This window comes from Stenotrophomonas africana, from assembly GCF_013004645.1.
Classification (GTDB): domain Bacteria; phylum Pseudomonadota; class Gammaproteobacteria; order Xanthomonadales; family Xanthomonadaceae; genus Stenotrophomonas; species Stenotrophomonas africana.
The window spans coordinates 74,614-89,126 of sequence record NZ_JABEME010000004.1; the positions used below are offsets into that span (position 1 = coordinate 74,614).

Below are 14,513 nucleotides of genomic sequence, written 5' to 3' on the forward strand. Positions count from 1 at the left end.
CGGTTGGATGTATTCAAGGACGAAGAGCGCATCGCGCGCTTTTGCGCGCCTGCTTGCCTGTGCCCTGTGCCTGGCCGTATGGCCGATGGCCGTGCAGGCGGCAGATAAATCACAGCAGGCCTATTGGGCCGGTTTTGCCTATACCGCTGATGCCGCCGCCGTGCAGGCGACCACGCCGCATGCGCATGCCGTGCTGGAAAAGCGTGGCTTGATTCCGCTCAACCAGACCCTGGCGCAGGGGCTCAAGCGTCGCCCGCCGGCCAACCTGGAACTGATCGACCAGCCGGTGGCGATGCTCGACGGCACCACCAGTGCCACCGTGCTGGCCGCAGCACTGGACCGCGAACTGGTCTCGGTCGAGCCGATCGGTGACCAGTACAAGGTGCTGGTGGAAGTGGCGCTGCAGGCGCTGTTCTTCGACTTCCGCGAGCGCCAGGTGATCGCGTCCTATCCGTTGACCCTGCAGCGCATCGACGTGCAGGATTACCGGCCGGACAACGACGATATCGACGCGATCGTCGCCGATCTGCTGTACGGCAACGCTGCGACCAGCCTGTCGCAGGTACTCGCGGCCAGCCTCGCCCAGGCCAAGCTGCCCGACGCGGCGGTGCGCCGCCTGCAGGTCGGTGGCGTGACCCTGTCCGACGCGGTCCGCGCCAAGCTGCCCGACCCGAAGTGGGAAGCGCCGTTGCGCGCCACGCTGGCCCATGAACTGTCCAAGACGCTGTCGTCCAACACCGGTGTCGGCCTGCTGCCGCCGGCCTCGGGCCAGGCGATCGGTGGTGCGATGGCGGCGCGCTTTGCCGACGGCAAGGTCTACCAGTTGAAGATCCCCGAGCCGGACTACGTCATCAACCTGCAGGTGGATGCGTTGAAGAACGGCGTGATCGAAGAAACCCCGGCGATGAAGACGATGCTGTTCGGCGCGTTCTTCACCGCCAAGGTGACCGAGCCGTTCTCCGGCAAGGTCTATTTCGAACAGCCACTGCGCAAGGGGGCCACCAAGGTGGTGCCGGTCACGCAGTGGCAGGTTGACCAGTGGTCGGCCAGCTACGAAACCCTGCTGGCCGGCTTCGACGCCTTCGCCGGCGCTGCCGCCAAGCGCGCCGATTCGCGCGGCTGGCTGGACGAACAGAAGCCGGGCGGCCGCCCGTTGCAGCAGCAGACCCAAGCCCTCCAGGAGTTGATCAAGTCATGTCGTTGATGCGTACCATCCTGCTCATCCTCATCGCCCTGGTGGTGGCCTCGCCGGTCGCTGCACAGACCGCCAGTTCGCGCGGTACCGGCTCGGCCAGCTACGGCCTGCGCCTGAGTGCCGACACCCGTGCCCAGGCCCTGAACAAGGCCAAGGTCAATGCACTGGAGGCGTACATCGCCGAAACCGGTGCGGCCAAGCTGCGCCTGTTCGAAGCACGTCGCGCCGAGTTCATCGGCGAGATCGACCGCTACGTGCTCAGTGCCGTGCAGTTGTCGGACACCGAAGACAAGAAGGCCAAGACCTACACCGTCACCGTCCGCGCCGAGATCAACACCACCCTGCTGCAGACCAAACTGGATGCCGGCTCGGCCGTGGCCGGGGCCACCGCCGCCCAGCGCTCGCTGCTGACCTTCCTGTTCATGGCGCGCTCGCAGGACACTGTGCAGTCGTTCCAGGACAAGGAATACCGCCGCACCGACGTCAGCTCCAGCTACAACGAGAACACCCGTGAAGGCGACAGCTTCCGTGGCAACTCGGTCAGCACCAACGGCAGCATCAACCAGAATGCGTCGATGTCGGTCACCAGCGGCGGCAGCACCACCCAGCGCAGCGACAACATCAGCTGGAAGGTGGCCAACGCGGCCGAAGTGAACACCGCAATGACCGGTGCCTTCAGCGCCGCCGGCTACGAAGTGGTTGAAGCCGAATACGTGGAAGGCGAGTCGCGCGGCCTGCTCAGCATCGAGCGCATCCGCAAGGACTTCAGCACCGGCAACGACCTGGCCCCGGCCACCCTGCGTGATACCGCCAACGGCATCCGTGCGGCCAACATTCCGTACATCGCTGTCGGCACCCTCGACGTCGGCATGCGCGACCGTGACCCGGCCAGTGGCAACACCCGCGTGTTCGTCACGGTCACCGGCAAGGTGCTGGATGTGACCGGTCGTTTCCCGCGCACCGTGTCGTCGGTGGGCCCGGTGCAGTTCTCCGGTACCGGCCCGAATGAAACCGTCGCCCGTACCAACGCGCTGCAGCTGGCGGCTGAAAAGGCCGCGCAGCAGATGATCAACGAACTGAACGTCAAAGCGGTCCGCTGATCCGCCACCCAGGTGGGTGCCGAGCTCGCTTGGCATCGCCCTGGGGTTACCGATTTCCCACGTGCCGCTTCGCGGCCGTCACTCCCAAAGGACACTCACATGATCCGCAATACCGCTCTTGTCGTGGCCATCGCTGCCGCCACCCTGTCGATGCCCGCCCATGCTGGCCTGGGCAAGCTGAAGGACCTGGCCGGTGCCGCCACCGGCACCTCCAGCAGCAGCGCCTCCAGCGCCGCCGCCCCGGACGAAGCCGCGCAGGAAGCGCTGGTGCGTCGTTTCGTTACCTCGCAGTCGCACTCGCTGCAGGCCCAGACCTCGTTCGCCCGCGCCTTCGGCCTGGCCGAGCAGGTGCAGCTGCTGGAAGCCGAGCGCCAGGCGCTGTCGTCGGGTTCGGTCAGCGTCGATGCAATGAAGAAGTCGGTGTCGGTCAGCGAAGCTGCGCAGGCGGCGATCAACGAGCGCCAGGCCGCACAGCCGGAACTGAACGCTGAATCCAAGCAGCACTACGCCGAAGGCCTGGTCTCGCTGCTGTCCTCGGCCGCCGAAGCACAGAAGCTGGGCGGCGAAGCCAGCAACTTCACCGCCGGCATGAAGAACCTGGGCGCGACCCAGCTGGCCACCGTCGGCCGCAAGCTGGCCGCCGGTGCATGGGTGGCCAAGGAATCGCCGGGCTTCATCCAGGGTCTGTACGGCTCGACCAAGTCGGCCGTGACCTTTGCCAAGAAGAGCAAGGTGAAGGTGCCGTCCAACGCCGATTCGATGCTCGACAAGCTCTGATCCGAGGCGAATCTCCATGCGTATGACCTACCGTTTGATCGGCCTGGGCCTGACTGCCGCGCTGCTTGCAGCGTGCGGCAAACAGGACACCCCGGCCGAAGCGCCCGCACCCGCCAAGGACAAGGCAACCAGTGCACTGGCCAGCAATGCGCCAGTGGAAGCAGCGCCCCTGCGTGGCACGCCGGATTTCGGCGGCACCACCCAGGTCGCGCGCGAAGCCGACGGCATCGGCAGCACCCCGGAACTGGCGGTGCTGGCGGCATTGCAGTCGGCGGTGGCGCAGGTCAACGGCGTACGCGTGGCCAGCCAGATGCAGAGCCTGCGAGCAGGCCTGCATGTGGATGTGGATGACGAACACGTCGGCGATATCCGCGCCGACGCGTTCACCCAGCAGATGATCGCCGGCTCGCAGGGCGCGGTGCTGGGCTATGAAATCCTGTCGCAGGATGAAGTGCGGCAGCTGGACGAGGAAACCATCGCCCGCGTGCGCGCCAGCGACGAAGGCTGGAGCTTCAAGGGCTCGGCGTCGGCCAGTGCATCTGGCGAAGCCTCGGCCAAGAGCGGTTCGGCCTCGGCCAGCGTCAAGCAAAGCTACGACGAGAAGGTCGACGTCGATGCCAAGCGTGGCGCCAGCTCGTTCGATTCCGATGTGACCCATCGCAGCATGCGCAGCTACTGGAAGGTGCGCGTGCGCGCACAGATCGCCCAGTACCGCGCACCGGACGAGCAGGGCAAGCCGAAGATCGTGGTGGCCCTGCCGCGCACCAAGGCTGGCAGCTACGCCGTGGGCGACGGCCGCGTGGACGCCGATGAAGTGGCCGATGCGATCCGCGCGCGCCTGTCCGACACGCTGACCCAGACCCAGCGCTTCATCGTGCTGGATCGTGAGTTCGGCGACGAACTGCAGGCCGAGATCGACCACATCAACAGCGGCAACGTGCGCCTGCAGGACACCGCACGCGTGGGCCAGCAGCTGGCGACCGACCTGATCCTGATCCCGACCATCGAACGCTTCGAATACCCGCGCAGCGTGCGCAACCTGCGCATGTCCGACCGCCAGGTGACCTCGTACTCCGGTGGCGGCCGCATCACCCTGCGCCTGATCAACGCCACCACCGGCCAGGTGGTGATGTCCGACAGCTTCGACCACCAGCTGGCCTCGACCGGCCCCAGCACCCTGCCGCGCGTGGTCAACGGCCGCAACATGGCCGCGGCGATGATGGAATCGCTGTCTGGCCAGATCGGTACCACCATCGTCACCACCCTGTTCCCGGTGTCGGTGGTTTCTGTGGATGGTGACCAGGTCGTGCTGAGCCAGGGCGGTGACACCGTGCAGGCCGGCCAGCGCTGGCAGGCCGTGCGCCTGGGCGAAGAACTGAAGGACCCGCAGACCGGCCGCTCGCTGGGCCGCAGCGAACACCCGTGCTGCACCATCCGCATCGATCGCGTGGCTGCACAGACGTCCTACGGCACCATCGAAGACGGCGTCGACGCGATGCGCGGCGGTTTCCGCCCGGGCCAGATCGAACTGCGCCAGAAGCTGGGCAGCAAGCCGGCTGCCGCCGCCTCAGGTGCGACCGCCTCGGCCGCTCCCGCCGCCGCCGCACGCCCGGCGGCCAAGCCGAAGCCCAAGGCCGCGGCGGCCCCCGCCGAAGACCCGAACTGGTAACAGGCTGAAGCAACACACAGATGGGGTCAGAGCCCTTTCCCGCAGGGAAAGGACTCTGACCCCTTCTTGTTTCCGTCCGTGTCGACCAAGGTCGACACCTACCAACAGCGGCGTGCCGACCAAGGTCGACAGATACCAGAGCAGAACGCCGTTCCGGCAGACCACCGGAAACTGTCGAAGGCGGGGTGGGTCCGGTTGCGGGGGTGTCCGCGGCATGGATGCCGCGGCCAAGCCCCCAAGGACGGGTTTACGGCGTCCCCCGCAACCGGATCCACCCCGCCATCCCACGGGATGCCGCTGTTGCTTTGGCTTTGGCTGCTGCCCTGGCATCGGCAGGTGCAGGGCGCAGCCCTGCCGAATCCCATTACACTCCAGAAGGATTTCCCTGCTGGAGAGAGCAATGAAACGAGTGGTACTGGGCGTGCTGGCCCTGTCGGTGTCGAGCGCACTGATGGCGGCCACCCCGAAATTCGACGGTGCGCGGATCTCCGCCGACGTCAAGGAACTGGCCTCAGACGCCTACGAAGGCCGCTCGCCGGCCACCGCCGGCGAAGAGAAGACCATCGCCTATCTCAGCAAGCAGTTCGCCGATGCCGGTCTGCAGCCCGGCGGTGACCTCAAGGACGGCAAGCGCCTGTGGACCCAGGCCGTGCCGCTGCGCAAGGGCGACATCGTCGGCGCACCGCAGCTGGCGCTGCACCAGGGCGGCAAGACCGTTGCGCTGGAGCAGGGCAAGCAGATTGCCGTGCGCGCCGCCATGAACGGCGCCAGCAACGTCGACATCAGCAAGGCTCCGCTGGTGTTCCTTGGCTACGGCGTGAAGGCCCCAGAGCGCAACTGGGACGACTTCAAGGGCGTGGACCTGAAGGGCAAGATCGCCGTCGTGCTGATCAACGACCCGGACTTCGAGACGGGCCAGGGTGATTTCGACGGCAAGGGCATGACCTACTACGGTCGTTGGACCTACAAGTACGAAGAAGGCGCCCGCCAGGGGGCGCTGGGCGTGCTGATCGTGCACGAGACCGCCCCGGCGTCGTACGGCTGGGCCACCGTGGCCGGTTCCAATACCAACACCATGTTCGATGTGGTGCGCGACAACCCGGCCGACAGCCACCCGCTGCTGGAAGGCTGGATCCAGCGCGATCTGGCGGTGGAGCTGTTCCGCTCGGCCGGCCAGGACTTCGAGGCGCTGAAGAAGAAGGCGCAGCAGCGCGACTTCACCCCGGTGCCGCTGACCGGCGCCAGCCTGGACGCGAAGTACGCGGTGAAGACCGAAGTGATCACCTCGCACAACGTGGCCGCGCGCCTGGAAGGCAGCAGCCACCCGGACGAGACGATCATCTACAGCGCGCACTGGGACCACATCGGCGTGGGTGAGCCGGACGCGCGTGGCGACCGCATCTTCAACGGTGCGCTGGACAACGCCAGCGGTACCGCTTCGCTGATCGAGCTGGCGCGCGGCTTTGCCAAGCAGAAGCGCCCGCAGCGCTCGGTGGTGTTCCTGGCGGTCACTGCCGAGGAAAAGGGCCTGCTGGGTTCGGAGTACTACGCCACTCATCCGCTGTATCCGCTGGAAAAGACCGTAGCGGTGATCAACATGGACGGCATGGCGCCGTTCGGTCCGTCACGTGATTTCGGCATCTACGGTGCCGCGCGCTTCGAACTGCTGGACCAGCTGAAGGACGTGGCCAAGGGCTGGGATATCCGCTACACGCCGGACCCGAAGCCGGAAGCCGGCCTGTTCTTCCGCTCCGATCACTTCCCGTTCGCCAAGCGTGGCGTGCCGGCGCTGTCCTGGTCGGCGGGCCAGGACTGGGTGGACGGCGGCGTGGCCGCAGGCAAGAAGGCGTCCGAGGACTACACCGCCAAGCGCTACCACCAGCAGGGTGACGAGTGGCAGCCGGATTGGGTGTTCGCCGGTGCCGCCCGCGACCTGGAAGTGCTGTACACGCTGGGCAACCAGTTGGCCAATTCGCGCAGCTGGCCGAACTGGAGCCGGGACGAGTCGTTCCGCGCCGTGCGTGACGCCAGCGCCGACCAGCGCAAATAACGGCGTTCGGTAGTGCCGGCCGCTGGCCGGCATTGCCCCTCCGGGGAAACGCCGGGCCATGCCCGGCATTTCCGTAGCGGCTTCCATCCCCGGATTCCGGCCCTTCGTCGCAGCCCGCTTGTTTGCCCGGCGGGCCGCCCTATGCTCGGCTCACCCCCTTCCTCCAAGGCGCCGCCGTGTTCGCCAGCCTCTCTCTGATGTTCCGTCACCTGCTGGCCTGGGCTGCGGCGCTGTTCGTCGCCGGCATGGTCTGGAGCGGCATCTTCAGCGGCATGAACGACGGCCCGGGCTGGGTCTTCGGCCTGCTGGCGATGTTCCTGATGATCTCCGCGCTGGGCAGCGCGATCACCCATATACGCCGGGTGTGGCTGGTTGCCGGACGACTGGATTCGACCACGTTGTCCGGGCGCCAGCGCCGCCAGGTGGAACTGCCGATGGATGCCGGCCAGGCCTACGCCGTGGTGGAAGCGGCAATCGCCGAGCTGCCGCGTGTCGAAGACGTTGAGAGTTCGGCCGGCAGCCTGCAGGTGCGCGCTTACGTTCGCCGGGTCGACCTCTGGAATGGCCGCCAGCCCTCGCGCTGGAACCTGCCGGCGCGGCTGGCGATCAAGCGCAACAGCGTGCTGGCCACGGTCACGCCAGGGCAGGGCACCAGCACCGTCACCCTGCTGTTTGAACCGGATGCGGGCTGGTGGGCCGACCTGCTGGCGCTGGACGAGGGCAGCAACTTCGAGAACGCCGAAGCGGTCACCCGTGCGATCAGCCGCCGCGTGGCCGACCAGCGTCGCGATGAGCAGGCCGCCGCCGAACAGACCCAGGTGGAGAAGGAGCTGTCGGTGGCGCGCTTGAATCTGCTGCACGCGCAGGTGGAACCGCACTTCCTGTACAACACGCTGGCCAACGCGCAGGTGCTGACCCGCACCGACCCGGCGCGTGCCGAGCAGATGCTGGGCCACCTGATCCAGTACCTGCGCAGCTCGTTGCCGCAGGTGGACGAATCGGTGTCCACGCTGGGCGTGGAGCTGGAGCGCACCCGCGCCTACCTGGAGATTCTGCGCATCCGCATGGGCGCGCGGCTGGCGGTGGAAGTGCAGGTGCCCAACGAACTGCACGGCGTGCACCTGCCGGCGATGGCGCTGCAGACGCTGGTGGAGAACGCGATCAAGCATGGCCTGGAACCCAAGCCCGGCGGTGGCACGATCTGGATCCTGGCGCGTGGCTTTGATGACCATGTGACCGTGACCGTGGCCGACGATGGCCTCGGCTTCGGCCAGGGCACCAGCGGCACCGGCATCGGCCTGAAGAATCTGCGCGAGCGCCTGCGCCTGACCTGCGGCGAGCAGGCCGGTGTGGCGATCGTCGCCAACTTCCCCAGCGGCGTGGCCGCGACCATGACCCTGCCGCAGTCGAACAAGGAGCGCAGCCATGCCGCTTGAAGCGCTGATTGCTGAAGATGAAGAACTGCTCCGGCACTCACTGGTGGAACAGCTGCGCCGGCTGTGGCCGGACTTGAGGCTGGTGGCCGAGTGCGAGGATGGCGCCAGTGCGCTGGAACAGTTGGCCGAGAAACAGCCGGACATTGCCTTCCTCGATATCCGCATGCCCGGCATCAGTGGTATCGAGGTGGCGCGTTCGCTGTCCGAGCTGAGTCCGCGTACCCAGGTGGTATTCGTCACCGCCTACGACCAGTACGCCATCGACGCGTTCGAGCAGGGCGCGATGGATTACCTGCTGAAGCCGGTCAGCGACGAGCGCCTGCTGGCCACGCGCGAACGCATCCTGTCGCGGCTGCCATCAACGCGCCAGGACGATGCCGTGCTCGAACGTCTGCTGCAGCGGCTGGGGCCATCGCAGGGCGCTGCCGAGCGCCCCCCCTTGGCCTGGATCACCGCCAGCAACGGCCGCGAGACGCAGCTGATCATGCTGGAGGACGTGGCCTATTTCCGCGCCGACAACAAGTACACCACCGTGGTGACCGCGGCCGGTGAGAGCCTGCTGCGCACGCCGTTGCGCGAACTGCTGGACGTGCTCGATCCGCAGCACTTCCGCCAGATCCATCGCTCGACCATCGTCAACATGAAGGCGGTGGCGGCGGTCAGCCGCGACGATACCGGCCGCGGTGTACTGCGCCTGCGTGGGCGTGCCGAGACGCTGGTGGTCAGCCAACCATTCATGAGCCTGTTCCGCGGCATGTAGCCACGCCGCACCTTCCGCTACCAGGAGCATTGCATGCGTTTTTTCCTGCTCGTAGGCCTCGCCGCATTGGCAATTTCCGGTTGCCAGAAGTCCACAGAAACCGCGATCACCCGCACCACTGCCAATGGAGTGGACACGCTGTACAGCAAGCGCACGGTAGTGGAGGGCGTGGCGCGTTTCGAGTGCATGGCCAGCCGCAGCGGTCAGTGCCATTACCTGGTGCTGGATCCGGCCTGTCGTCCTGACGCCGCCTGTGCGAAAGCGCCGATACGGTCGTTCGCGTTGGCGGCCGGCACCACCCGGGAGTTCAGTGACCTGCCGAAGGGCTTCGCCCAATGCGTCAGCGAAGAACCGATAGAACAATGCCACCGTGAGTGACCACGGTGGCATTGTGGCCCCCCCCCGCTTCCCTGAAGGGTCAGTAGGCAGGCTGCAGTGTCAGGTCATGGTGGTGCTCGTTCTCGCCGACATGGTTGAGGCGACCGACCAGTTCTGAGTGCTGCTTCATGCGCCCGATCTCGGTCATGATGCGGATGTCCTCATGGCGCAGTTCGCGCCTGGCGGTGACCGCCTGCTTGTAGTCCAGCACTTCCGGATAGTGCTCGGCCAACTCCAGCGCCTCGGCCACGTGCTCGACGCTGTCGGCCTTGGAGCTGATGCGGGCGCGGCTGTTGAACGCCTTCATCCAACGTTCGAAACCGGCCTGCTGATCGAACATGTTGGCCATGAACCAGATCACGAACAGAATCGAGACCCACGAGCCGAACACAACTACCACGCGGGTGAACGTGATATGGAAGTCGTCACGCCACAGGTAGTTGGCAATCAGGCCAAGAATCAGCAGCGAGGCTGCCTGCCAGCCGACGATCGAGGCGATCAGCCATTGGCACTTGGCCTGCGCCAGCACCGCCACTTCATCGCGGATCTGCTGCTCGCTGAGATTGCGCCAATGCGCAACCTGTTTGTCGAACGGGCTGCTGTAGAGCTCGTTGTCGCGAAGCAGAATTCCCAAACCCTTGAACAAAGCAATCATGGCTGGCTCCTTGTGGAACGTGCGTCGATCAGCGTTGGACGGTGTGGCGGGTTCAGTTCTAGCACTTCCAGCGAGCCGTGCAATGGGCGCAATGCCTAGCGGCGTAAGGGTTTTGTCTGAATGGGTGAATGTTGGTGCACTGCAGCATCACGACCGCAGCCTGCGACAGGATGTCGCAGGGTGAAACGTGCTGCGGCCGCACATGAAACCGTAGCTGAGCGCGGAGGCTCGCCGTCGGCGTCGTGATCGACCAGAATCGGGGCCGACCGCGCAAGGCGTGGCCGTTCTTCCGCCTTTCCTGGACCTGTGATGCCGGCTTTGCTGCAGCGACTCTCCCGCCCCGTGACCGCGCCGATCCGGCGCTGGGTCCTGGAGGCCTTCCCGCGTGGCCAGAGCGGCATCGATTACGACCACCCGCTGGGTGACCCGGGCTGGTTCGGCCCGGACAGCGTCACCTGGCGACTGCATGCGGAATTCCCGTCGATGCTGGCCGGTGGCCTGTGCGCGCTGATGCTGCAGACCCTGCACCCGCGCGCGTTGGCCGGAGTCTACGACCATTCCAACTTCCGCCAGGACCTGGTGGGACGCCTGCGCCGCACCACCGCCTTCGTTGCCGGCACCAGCTATGCGCCTGCCGGCGAAGTGGAGACGCTGGTGGCGAAGGTACGCCGCATCCATGCGCAGATCCGCGGCCAGACCGCGCAGGGCGAGGCCTATGCCGCTGATGATCCGCAACTGCTGACCTGGGTGCACGTGACGGAAGCGTTTGGTTTCCTGCAGGGCTTCCGTCGGTACGGACGCGAGGTGCCGGCGCACATCGCCGATCGTTACTATGACGAATACCGCTGCGTGGCCGAGGCACTGGGTGCGGTGGATGTGCCCCGCAGTGAGGCGGAAGTGGCGGCGTACTTCTGCGCGCGGCAACCGGAACTGCGTGTGGATGAGCGCTCGCGCGAAGTGCTGGAGGTGTTGTCCGGCGTGCGCTTGCCGGTACCGGTGCCGGGGCTGTCGCGCGAAGTGTTCCTCGGCGCCGGTGCGGCGCTGCTGCCGGACTGGGCCGACGGCATGCTGGAACGCAATGCCCGCCAGCGTGCGCAGGCGGGCGCGTCGGCGAAGCTGATGCAGGGCATGGCGCCGCTGTTCCGCCGCGCACTGCCCGATGGTCTCGCCAGCCGCGCCTGCACGCGCATGGGCGTGCCGGTGTCGGTGTTGCGCGAGTGGCCCACCGCTCCCCGGTAGGTGCCAACCTTGGTTGGCACGCAGTTCGCACGGTGCCGCAGAAGCGCCAACCAAGGTTGGCCTCCACCAGAGCGGATGCCGCCGTAGATCCACGCCATGCGTGGATGGGCGTCACCCGGCCGACTTCAACCCACGCAACAGCATCTCCAGCGCCGCCGTCGCCTGCTGCAGGCGCGCGTCGCCATCCTCGCCCTCTGCAATCCAGAACGCGGCCTCGGCCAGGCTGCCGTAGATCAGCGACGCCAGCGCCTGCGCATCCACCGGCGCAACCATGCCTTGGGCAACCAGATGTTCGATCAGGTGCTGCATCGAGTGCACGCAGTGGCGCTGCGATTCCGGTGAGGCGCCACCCAGCACTGCACGCGCATCGCGCAGCACGATTCGCTGGATCTCCGGCTCCAGCGCCATCTCAAGATAGGCACGACAACGCTGCACGAAGCCCTCCCAGGCATCGTCGGCGGTATCACTGATCGCCTGCAGGCGCTGGTCGGTCTCGGCATCGAGCTGGGCGACGACCGCCGCCAGCAGCCCCTTCTTGTCGCCGAAGTGGTGGTACAGCGCGCCGCGGGTCAGCCCGGCCTGGGCGGTCAGATCGTCCATGGAGGTGGCGGCATAGCCATGCGCGCTGAACACCCGGCGGGCGGTGGCCAGCAGGGTGGCGCGGGTTTCTTCCATCTCGGCGCGGGTACGACGAACCATCCGGAGCTCCTTACATACACAGTGCATGATTATTTACATACGGCGCGTATGAATGTAGCCTCTTATTCATACGCTCTGTATGTATTGTCGTGGCGCCCCGTGCGCCAGGCAAGTCGCTGCCCTGGAGAACCTGATGGCCACCCCCTATCGCGACCTGTTCGCGGCCCCCGGCACCGCCGGCCTCGCCCTGGCCGGGCTGCTGGCACGCCTGCCGCTGCCGATGACCGGTATCGGCATCATCACCCTGCTGTCCCAGCTGCGCGGCAGCTATGCCTTGGCCGGTGCGGTGTCGGCCACCTTCGTGCTGACCTACGCGCTGCTGTCGCCGCAGGTGTCGCGCTGGGTCGACCGGCACGGGCAGGGCCGGGTGCTGCCGTGGGCCACGGCGGTCAGTGCGGCCGGTCTGCTGTTGCTGCTCGCGTGCACGCTGCTGGCCGCGCCGGACTGGACGCTGTTCATTGCGGCGATGCTGGCCGGTTGCATGCCCAGCGTGTCGGCGATGGTGCGCGCGCGCTGGACCGCGATCCATCGCGGACGCCCGCAGCTGCAGACCGCGTACTCGCTGGAGACCGTGTTCGACGAGGTGACCTTCATCGTCGGGCCACCGTTGTCAGTCGGATTGTCGGTGACGGTATGGCCACAGGCCGGCGTACTGGCGGCCGCCCTGCTGCTGGTGGTTGGCGTCGCTGCACTGGTGCTGCAGCGGGGCACCGAGCCGCCGCTGCAGCAGCACGAAGGTGCAACATCCCCGCGCTCGCTGCTGCGGCGCACGGAGATCCGCCTGCTGGCGTTGCTGATGCTGGCGATGGGCGTGATTGTCGGTACGGTCGACATCACCAGCGTGGCCTTCGCCGAACAGCGGGGGCAGCCGCTAGCCGCCAGCGCGGTGCTGTCGGCCTATGCGCTGGGCAGCTGCGCAGCGGGCCTGCTGTTCGGTGCGCTGAAGCTGCAGGCACCATTACAGCGCCTGTTGCTGATCGGAGCAGCGGCCACCGCACTGACCACGTTGCCACTGCTGTGGGTCGGCAACCTGCCGGCGCTGGCCGTTGCCGTGCTGCTTGCCGGAGCGTTCTTCGCGCCGACGATGATCGTGGCGATGTCGCTGGTCGAACAGCGCGTACCCGAATCGCGCCTGACCGAGGGCATGACCTGGTTGCTGGCCGGATTGAACATCGGCGTGGCGCTGGGCGCGGCGCTGTCCGGGCAGCGTGTCGATGCGGGGGGCGTGCGCAGCGGCTTTGTCGTTGCGCTGGTCGCAGGCGGTGGTGTGGTGCTGTCCGCCGTGCTCGCGCATCGTGCGCTGCGCCCGTCTGCGGCGCCCACATCCCCTGAAGGAATCATCCCGTGAGCGCTTCATCGCCTGCGCACGCCGCGCCCGTGCCTCGTCATCCGTGGTGGGCGATTTCCGCCATCGGCCTCGCCACGTTCTCGGTGGTCACCACCGAAATGCTGCCGGTGGGCCTGCTGACTCCGATTGCCGAAAGCCTCGGCGCTTCCACCGGCACCGCCGGCCTGATGATCTCGCTGCCGGCACTGCTGGCGGCACTGTTCGCACCGCTGGTGGTGATCGCGGCTGGTGGCATCGATCGTCGTCGCATCCTGTGTGCGTTGCTGGGGCTGCTGCTGGCCGCCAACCTTGCGTCGGCGCTGGCACCAGGCATCGGCTGGCTGCTGGCCGCGCGAGTGCTGGTGGGGTTCTGCATGGGCGGCATCTGGGCCATCGCCGGTGGGCTGGCAGCGCGCCTGGTACCTGCGCAGCGCATCGGCCTGGCCACCTCGATCATCTTCGGAGGCGTGGCCGCGGCATCGGTGCTGGGCGTTCCGCTGGGCGCGCTGATCGGAGATGCATTGGGTTGGCGCAGCGCGTTCGTGGCGATGGCGTTGTTCAGTGCGGCGGTGATGCTGCTGCATCTGCGGGTGGTGCCTGCGTTGCCAGTCAGTACATCCGTACGGCCGCAGCAGTTCGTGCAGCAGCTTGGCCACCGTGGCCTGCAACGCGGGCTGTGGCTGACCCTGCTGCTGGTAGCCGGGCACTTCGTTGCCTTTACCTACGTGAGGCCGCTGCTGACGTCTGTATCGAGCATGGATGCGTCGTGGATCGGCGCGTTGTTGTTCGCCTATGGTTTGGCTGGCATTGCGGGCAACTTCATCGCGGGGCCGCTGGCTGCGCGCCATCCGCGCGGTACGTTGCTGGCGATCGCGTCTGGCCTGCTGCTGACGCCTCTGCTGTTCCTGTGGGTGGGAAGCACACCGTCCGCTGGCATCGCGGTGCTGCTGCTGTGGGGCCTTGCCTATGGCGGTGTGTCGGTGGGCCTGATGAGCTGGATGATGAGAGCGGTGCCGCAGGCCGTGGAGGTCGCCACCGCGTTGTATGTGGGTGTGTTCAACATCGGCATCGCAATGGGCGCGTGGAGCGGGGGACGACTGCTGGATGGCGTGGGCCTGCATGCGAATCTGTTGGCCGCGGCCGGGCTTGCCATGGTCGCCACGCTGGTGATTGCCACCACCCGCCGGTAGATCCACGCCATGCGTGGATGGTTTGCAGGCTTGTAGGC

13 protein-coding genes are annotated in these 14,513 nt (G+C 66.9%); 11 read left to right on the plus strand and 2 right to left on the minus strand.

The window, feature by feature from the left end; all coding sequences use genetic code 11:
- Nucleotides 1–7: 7 nt before the first annotated feature.
- From HLA98_RS08985 to HLA98_RS09020, 8 genes are all read left to right on the plus strand, one after another.
- Entirely contained in the window at nucleotides 8–1,204 is a 1,197-nt protein-coding gene (locus tag HLA98_RS08985) for a hypothetical protein (RefSeq protein ID WP_049443873.1), read from the plus strand.
- A complete protein-coding gene (locus HLA98_RS08990) occupies nucleotides 1,195–2,295 on the plus strand; it encodes a hypothetical protein (RefSeq protein WP_049443871.1) in 1,101 nt (366 codons plus the stop codon). The genes HLA98_RS08985 and HLA98_RS08990 overlap by 10 nt, the downstream gene beginning before the upstream one ends.
- A gap of 99 nt (nucleotides 2,296–2,394) precedes the next feature.
- A complete protein-coding gene (locus tag HLA98_RS08995) occupies nucleotides 2,395–3,072 on the plus strand; it encodes a hypothetical protein (protein WP_010484141.1) in 678 nt (225 codons plus the stop codon).
- Nucleotides 3,073–3,088: 16 nt separating this feature from the next.
- Nucleotides 3,089–4,741, plus strand: coding sequence for a CsgG/HfaB family protein (locus HLA98_RS09000; RefSeq protein WP_057499631.1), 1,653 nt, complete (start codon nucleotides 3,089–3,091; stop codon nucleotides 4,739–4,741).
- A gap of 400 nt (nucleotides 4,742–5,141) precedes the next feature.
- Nucleotides 5,142–6,791, plus strand: coding sequence for a M28 family metallopeptidase (locus HLA98_RS09005; protein ID WP_049443527.1), 1,650 nt, complete (start codon nucleotides 5,142–5,144; stop codon nucleotides 6,789–6,791).
- Between the two features lie 176 nt (nucleotides 6,792–6,967).
- Nucleotides 6,968–8,227: a histidine kinase gene (locus HLA98_RS09010; RefSeq protein WP_049443525.1), complete on the plus strand. Its 1,260-nt coding sequence runs from the start codon at nucleotides 6,968–6,970 to the stop codon at nucleotides 8,225–8,227.
- Nucleotides 8,217–8,987 carry a LytR/AlgR family response regulator transcription factor gene (locus tag HLA98_RS09015; protein ID WP_049443523.1) on the plus strand — a complete coding sequence of 257 codons (771 nt, stop codon included), beginning with the start codon at nucleotides 8,217–8,219 and terminating at the stop codon, nucleotides 8,985–8,987. The genes HLA98_RS09010 and HLA98_RS09015 overlap by 11 nt, the downstream gene beginning before the upstream one ends.
- A 33-nt stretch (nucleotides 8,988–9,020) precedes the next feature.
- Complete coding sequence (locus HLA98_RS09020; RefSeq protein WP_057501651.1) at nucleotides 9,021–9,365, plus strand: hypothetical protein; 345 nt, start codon at nucleotides 9,021–9,023, stop codon at nucleotides 9,363–9,365.
- Nucleotides 9,366–9,405: 40 nt separating this feature from the next.
- Here HLA98_RS09020 and HLA98_RS09025 read toward each other — a convergent pair whose 3' ends face one another.
- Complete coding sequence (locus HLA98_RS09025; protein ID WP_049443519.1) at nucleotides 9,406–10,020, minus strand: hypothetical protein; 615 nt, start codon at nucleotides 10,018–10,020, stop codon at nucleotides 9,406–9,408.
- Nucleotides 10,021–10,329: 309 nt separating this feature from the next.
- Between HLA98_RS09025 and HLA98_RS09030 the strand changes: the two genes are divergently transcribed.
- The gene (locus HLA98_RS09030) at nucleotides 10,330–11,259 is read left to right on the plus strand and encodes an oxygenase MpaB family protein (RefSeq protein WP_057501652.1); all 930 of its coding nucleotides are present in this window, start codon (nucleotides 10,330–10,332) and stop codon (nucleotides 11,257–11,259) included.
- 111 nt (nucleotides 11,260–11,370) lie between these two features.
- On the opposite strand, the gene HLA98_RS09035 is transcribed toward HLA98_RS09030, so the two are convergent.
- Nucleotides 11,371–11,958: a TetR/AcrR family transcriptional regulator gene (locus HLA98_RS09035; protein WP_057501653.1), complete on the minus strand. Its 588-nt coding sequence runs from the start codon at nucleotides 11,956–11,958 to the stop codon at nucleotides 11,371–11,373.
- Nucleotides 11,959–12,091: 133 nt separating this feature from the next.
- On the opposite strand from HLA98_RS09035, the gene HLA98_RS09040 reads away from it, so the two are divergent.
- On the plus strand, nucleotides 12,092–13,306 hold the full coding sequence (locus tag HLA98_RS09040) for an MFS transporter (RefSeq protein ID WP_057501654.1): 1,215 nt from the start codon (nucleotides 12,092–12,094) through the stop codon (nucleotides 13,304–13,306).
- Nucleotides 13,303–14,475, plus strand: coding sequence for an MFS transporter (locus HLA98_RS09045; protein ID WP_057501655.1), 1,173 nt, complete (start codon nucleotides 13,303–13,305; stop codon nucleotides 14,473–14,475). The genes HLA98_RS09040 and HLA98_RS09045 overlap by 4 nt, the downstream gene beginning before the upstream one ends.
- Nucleotides 14,476–14,513: the final 38 nt, after the last annotated feature.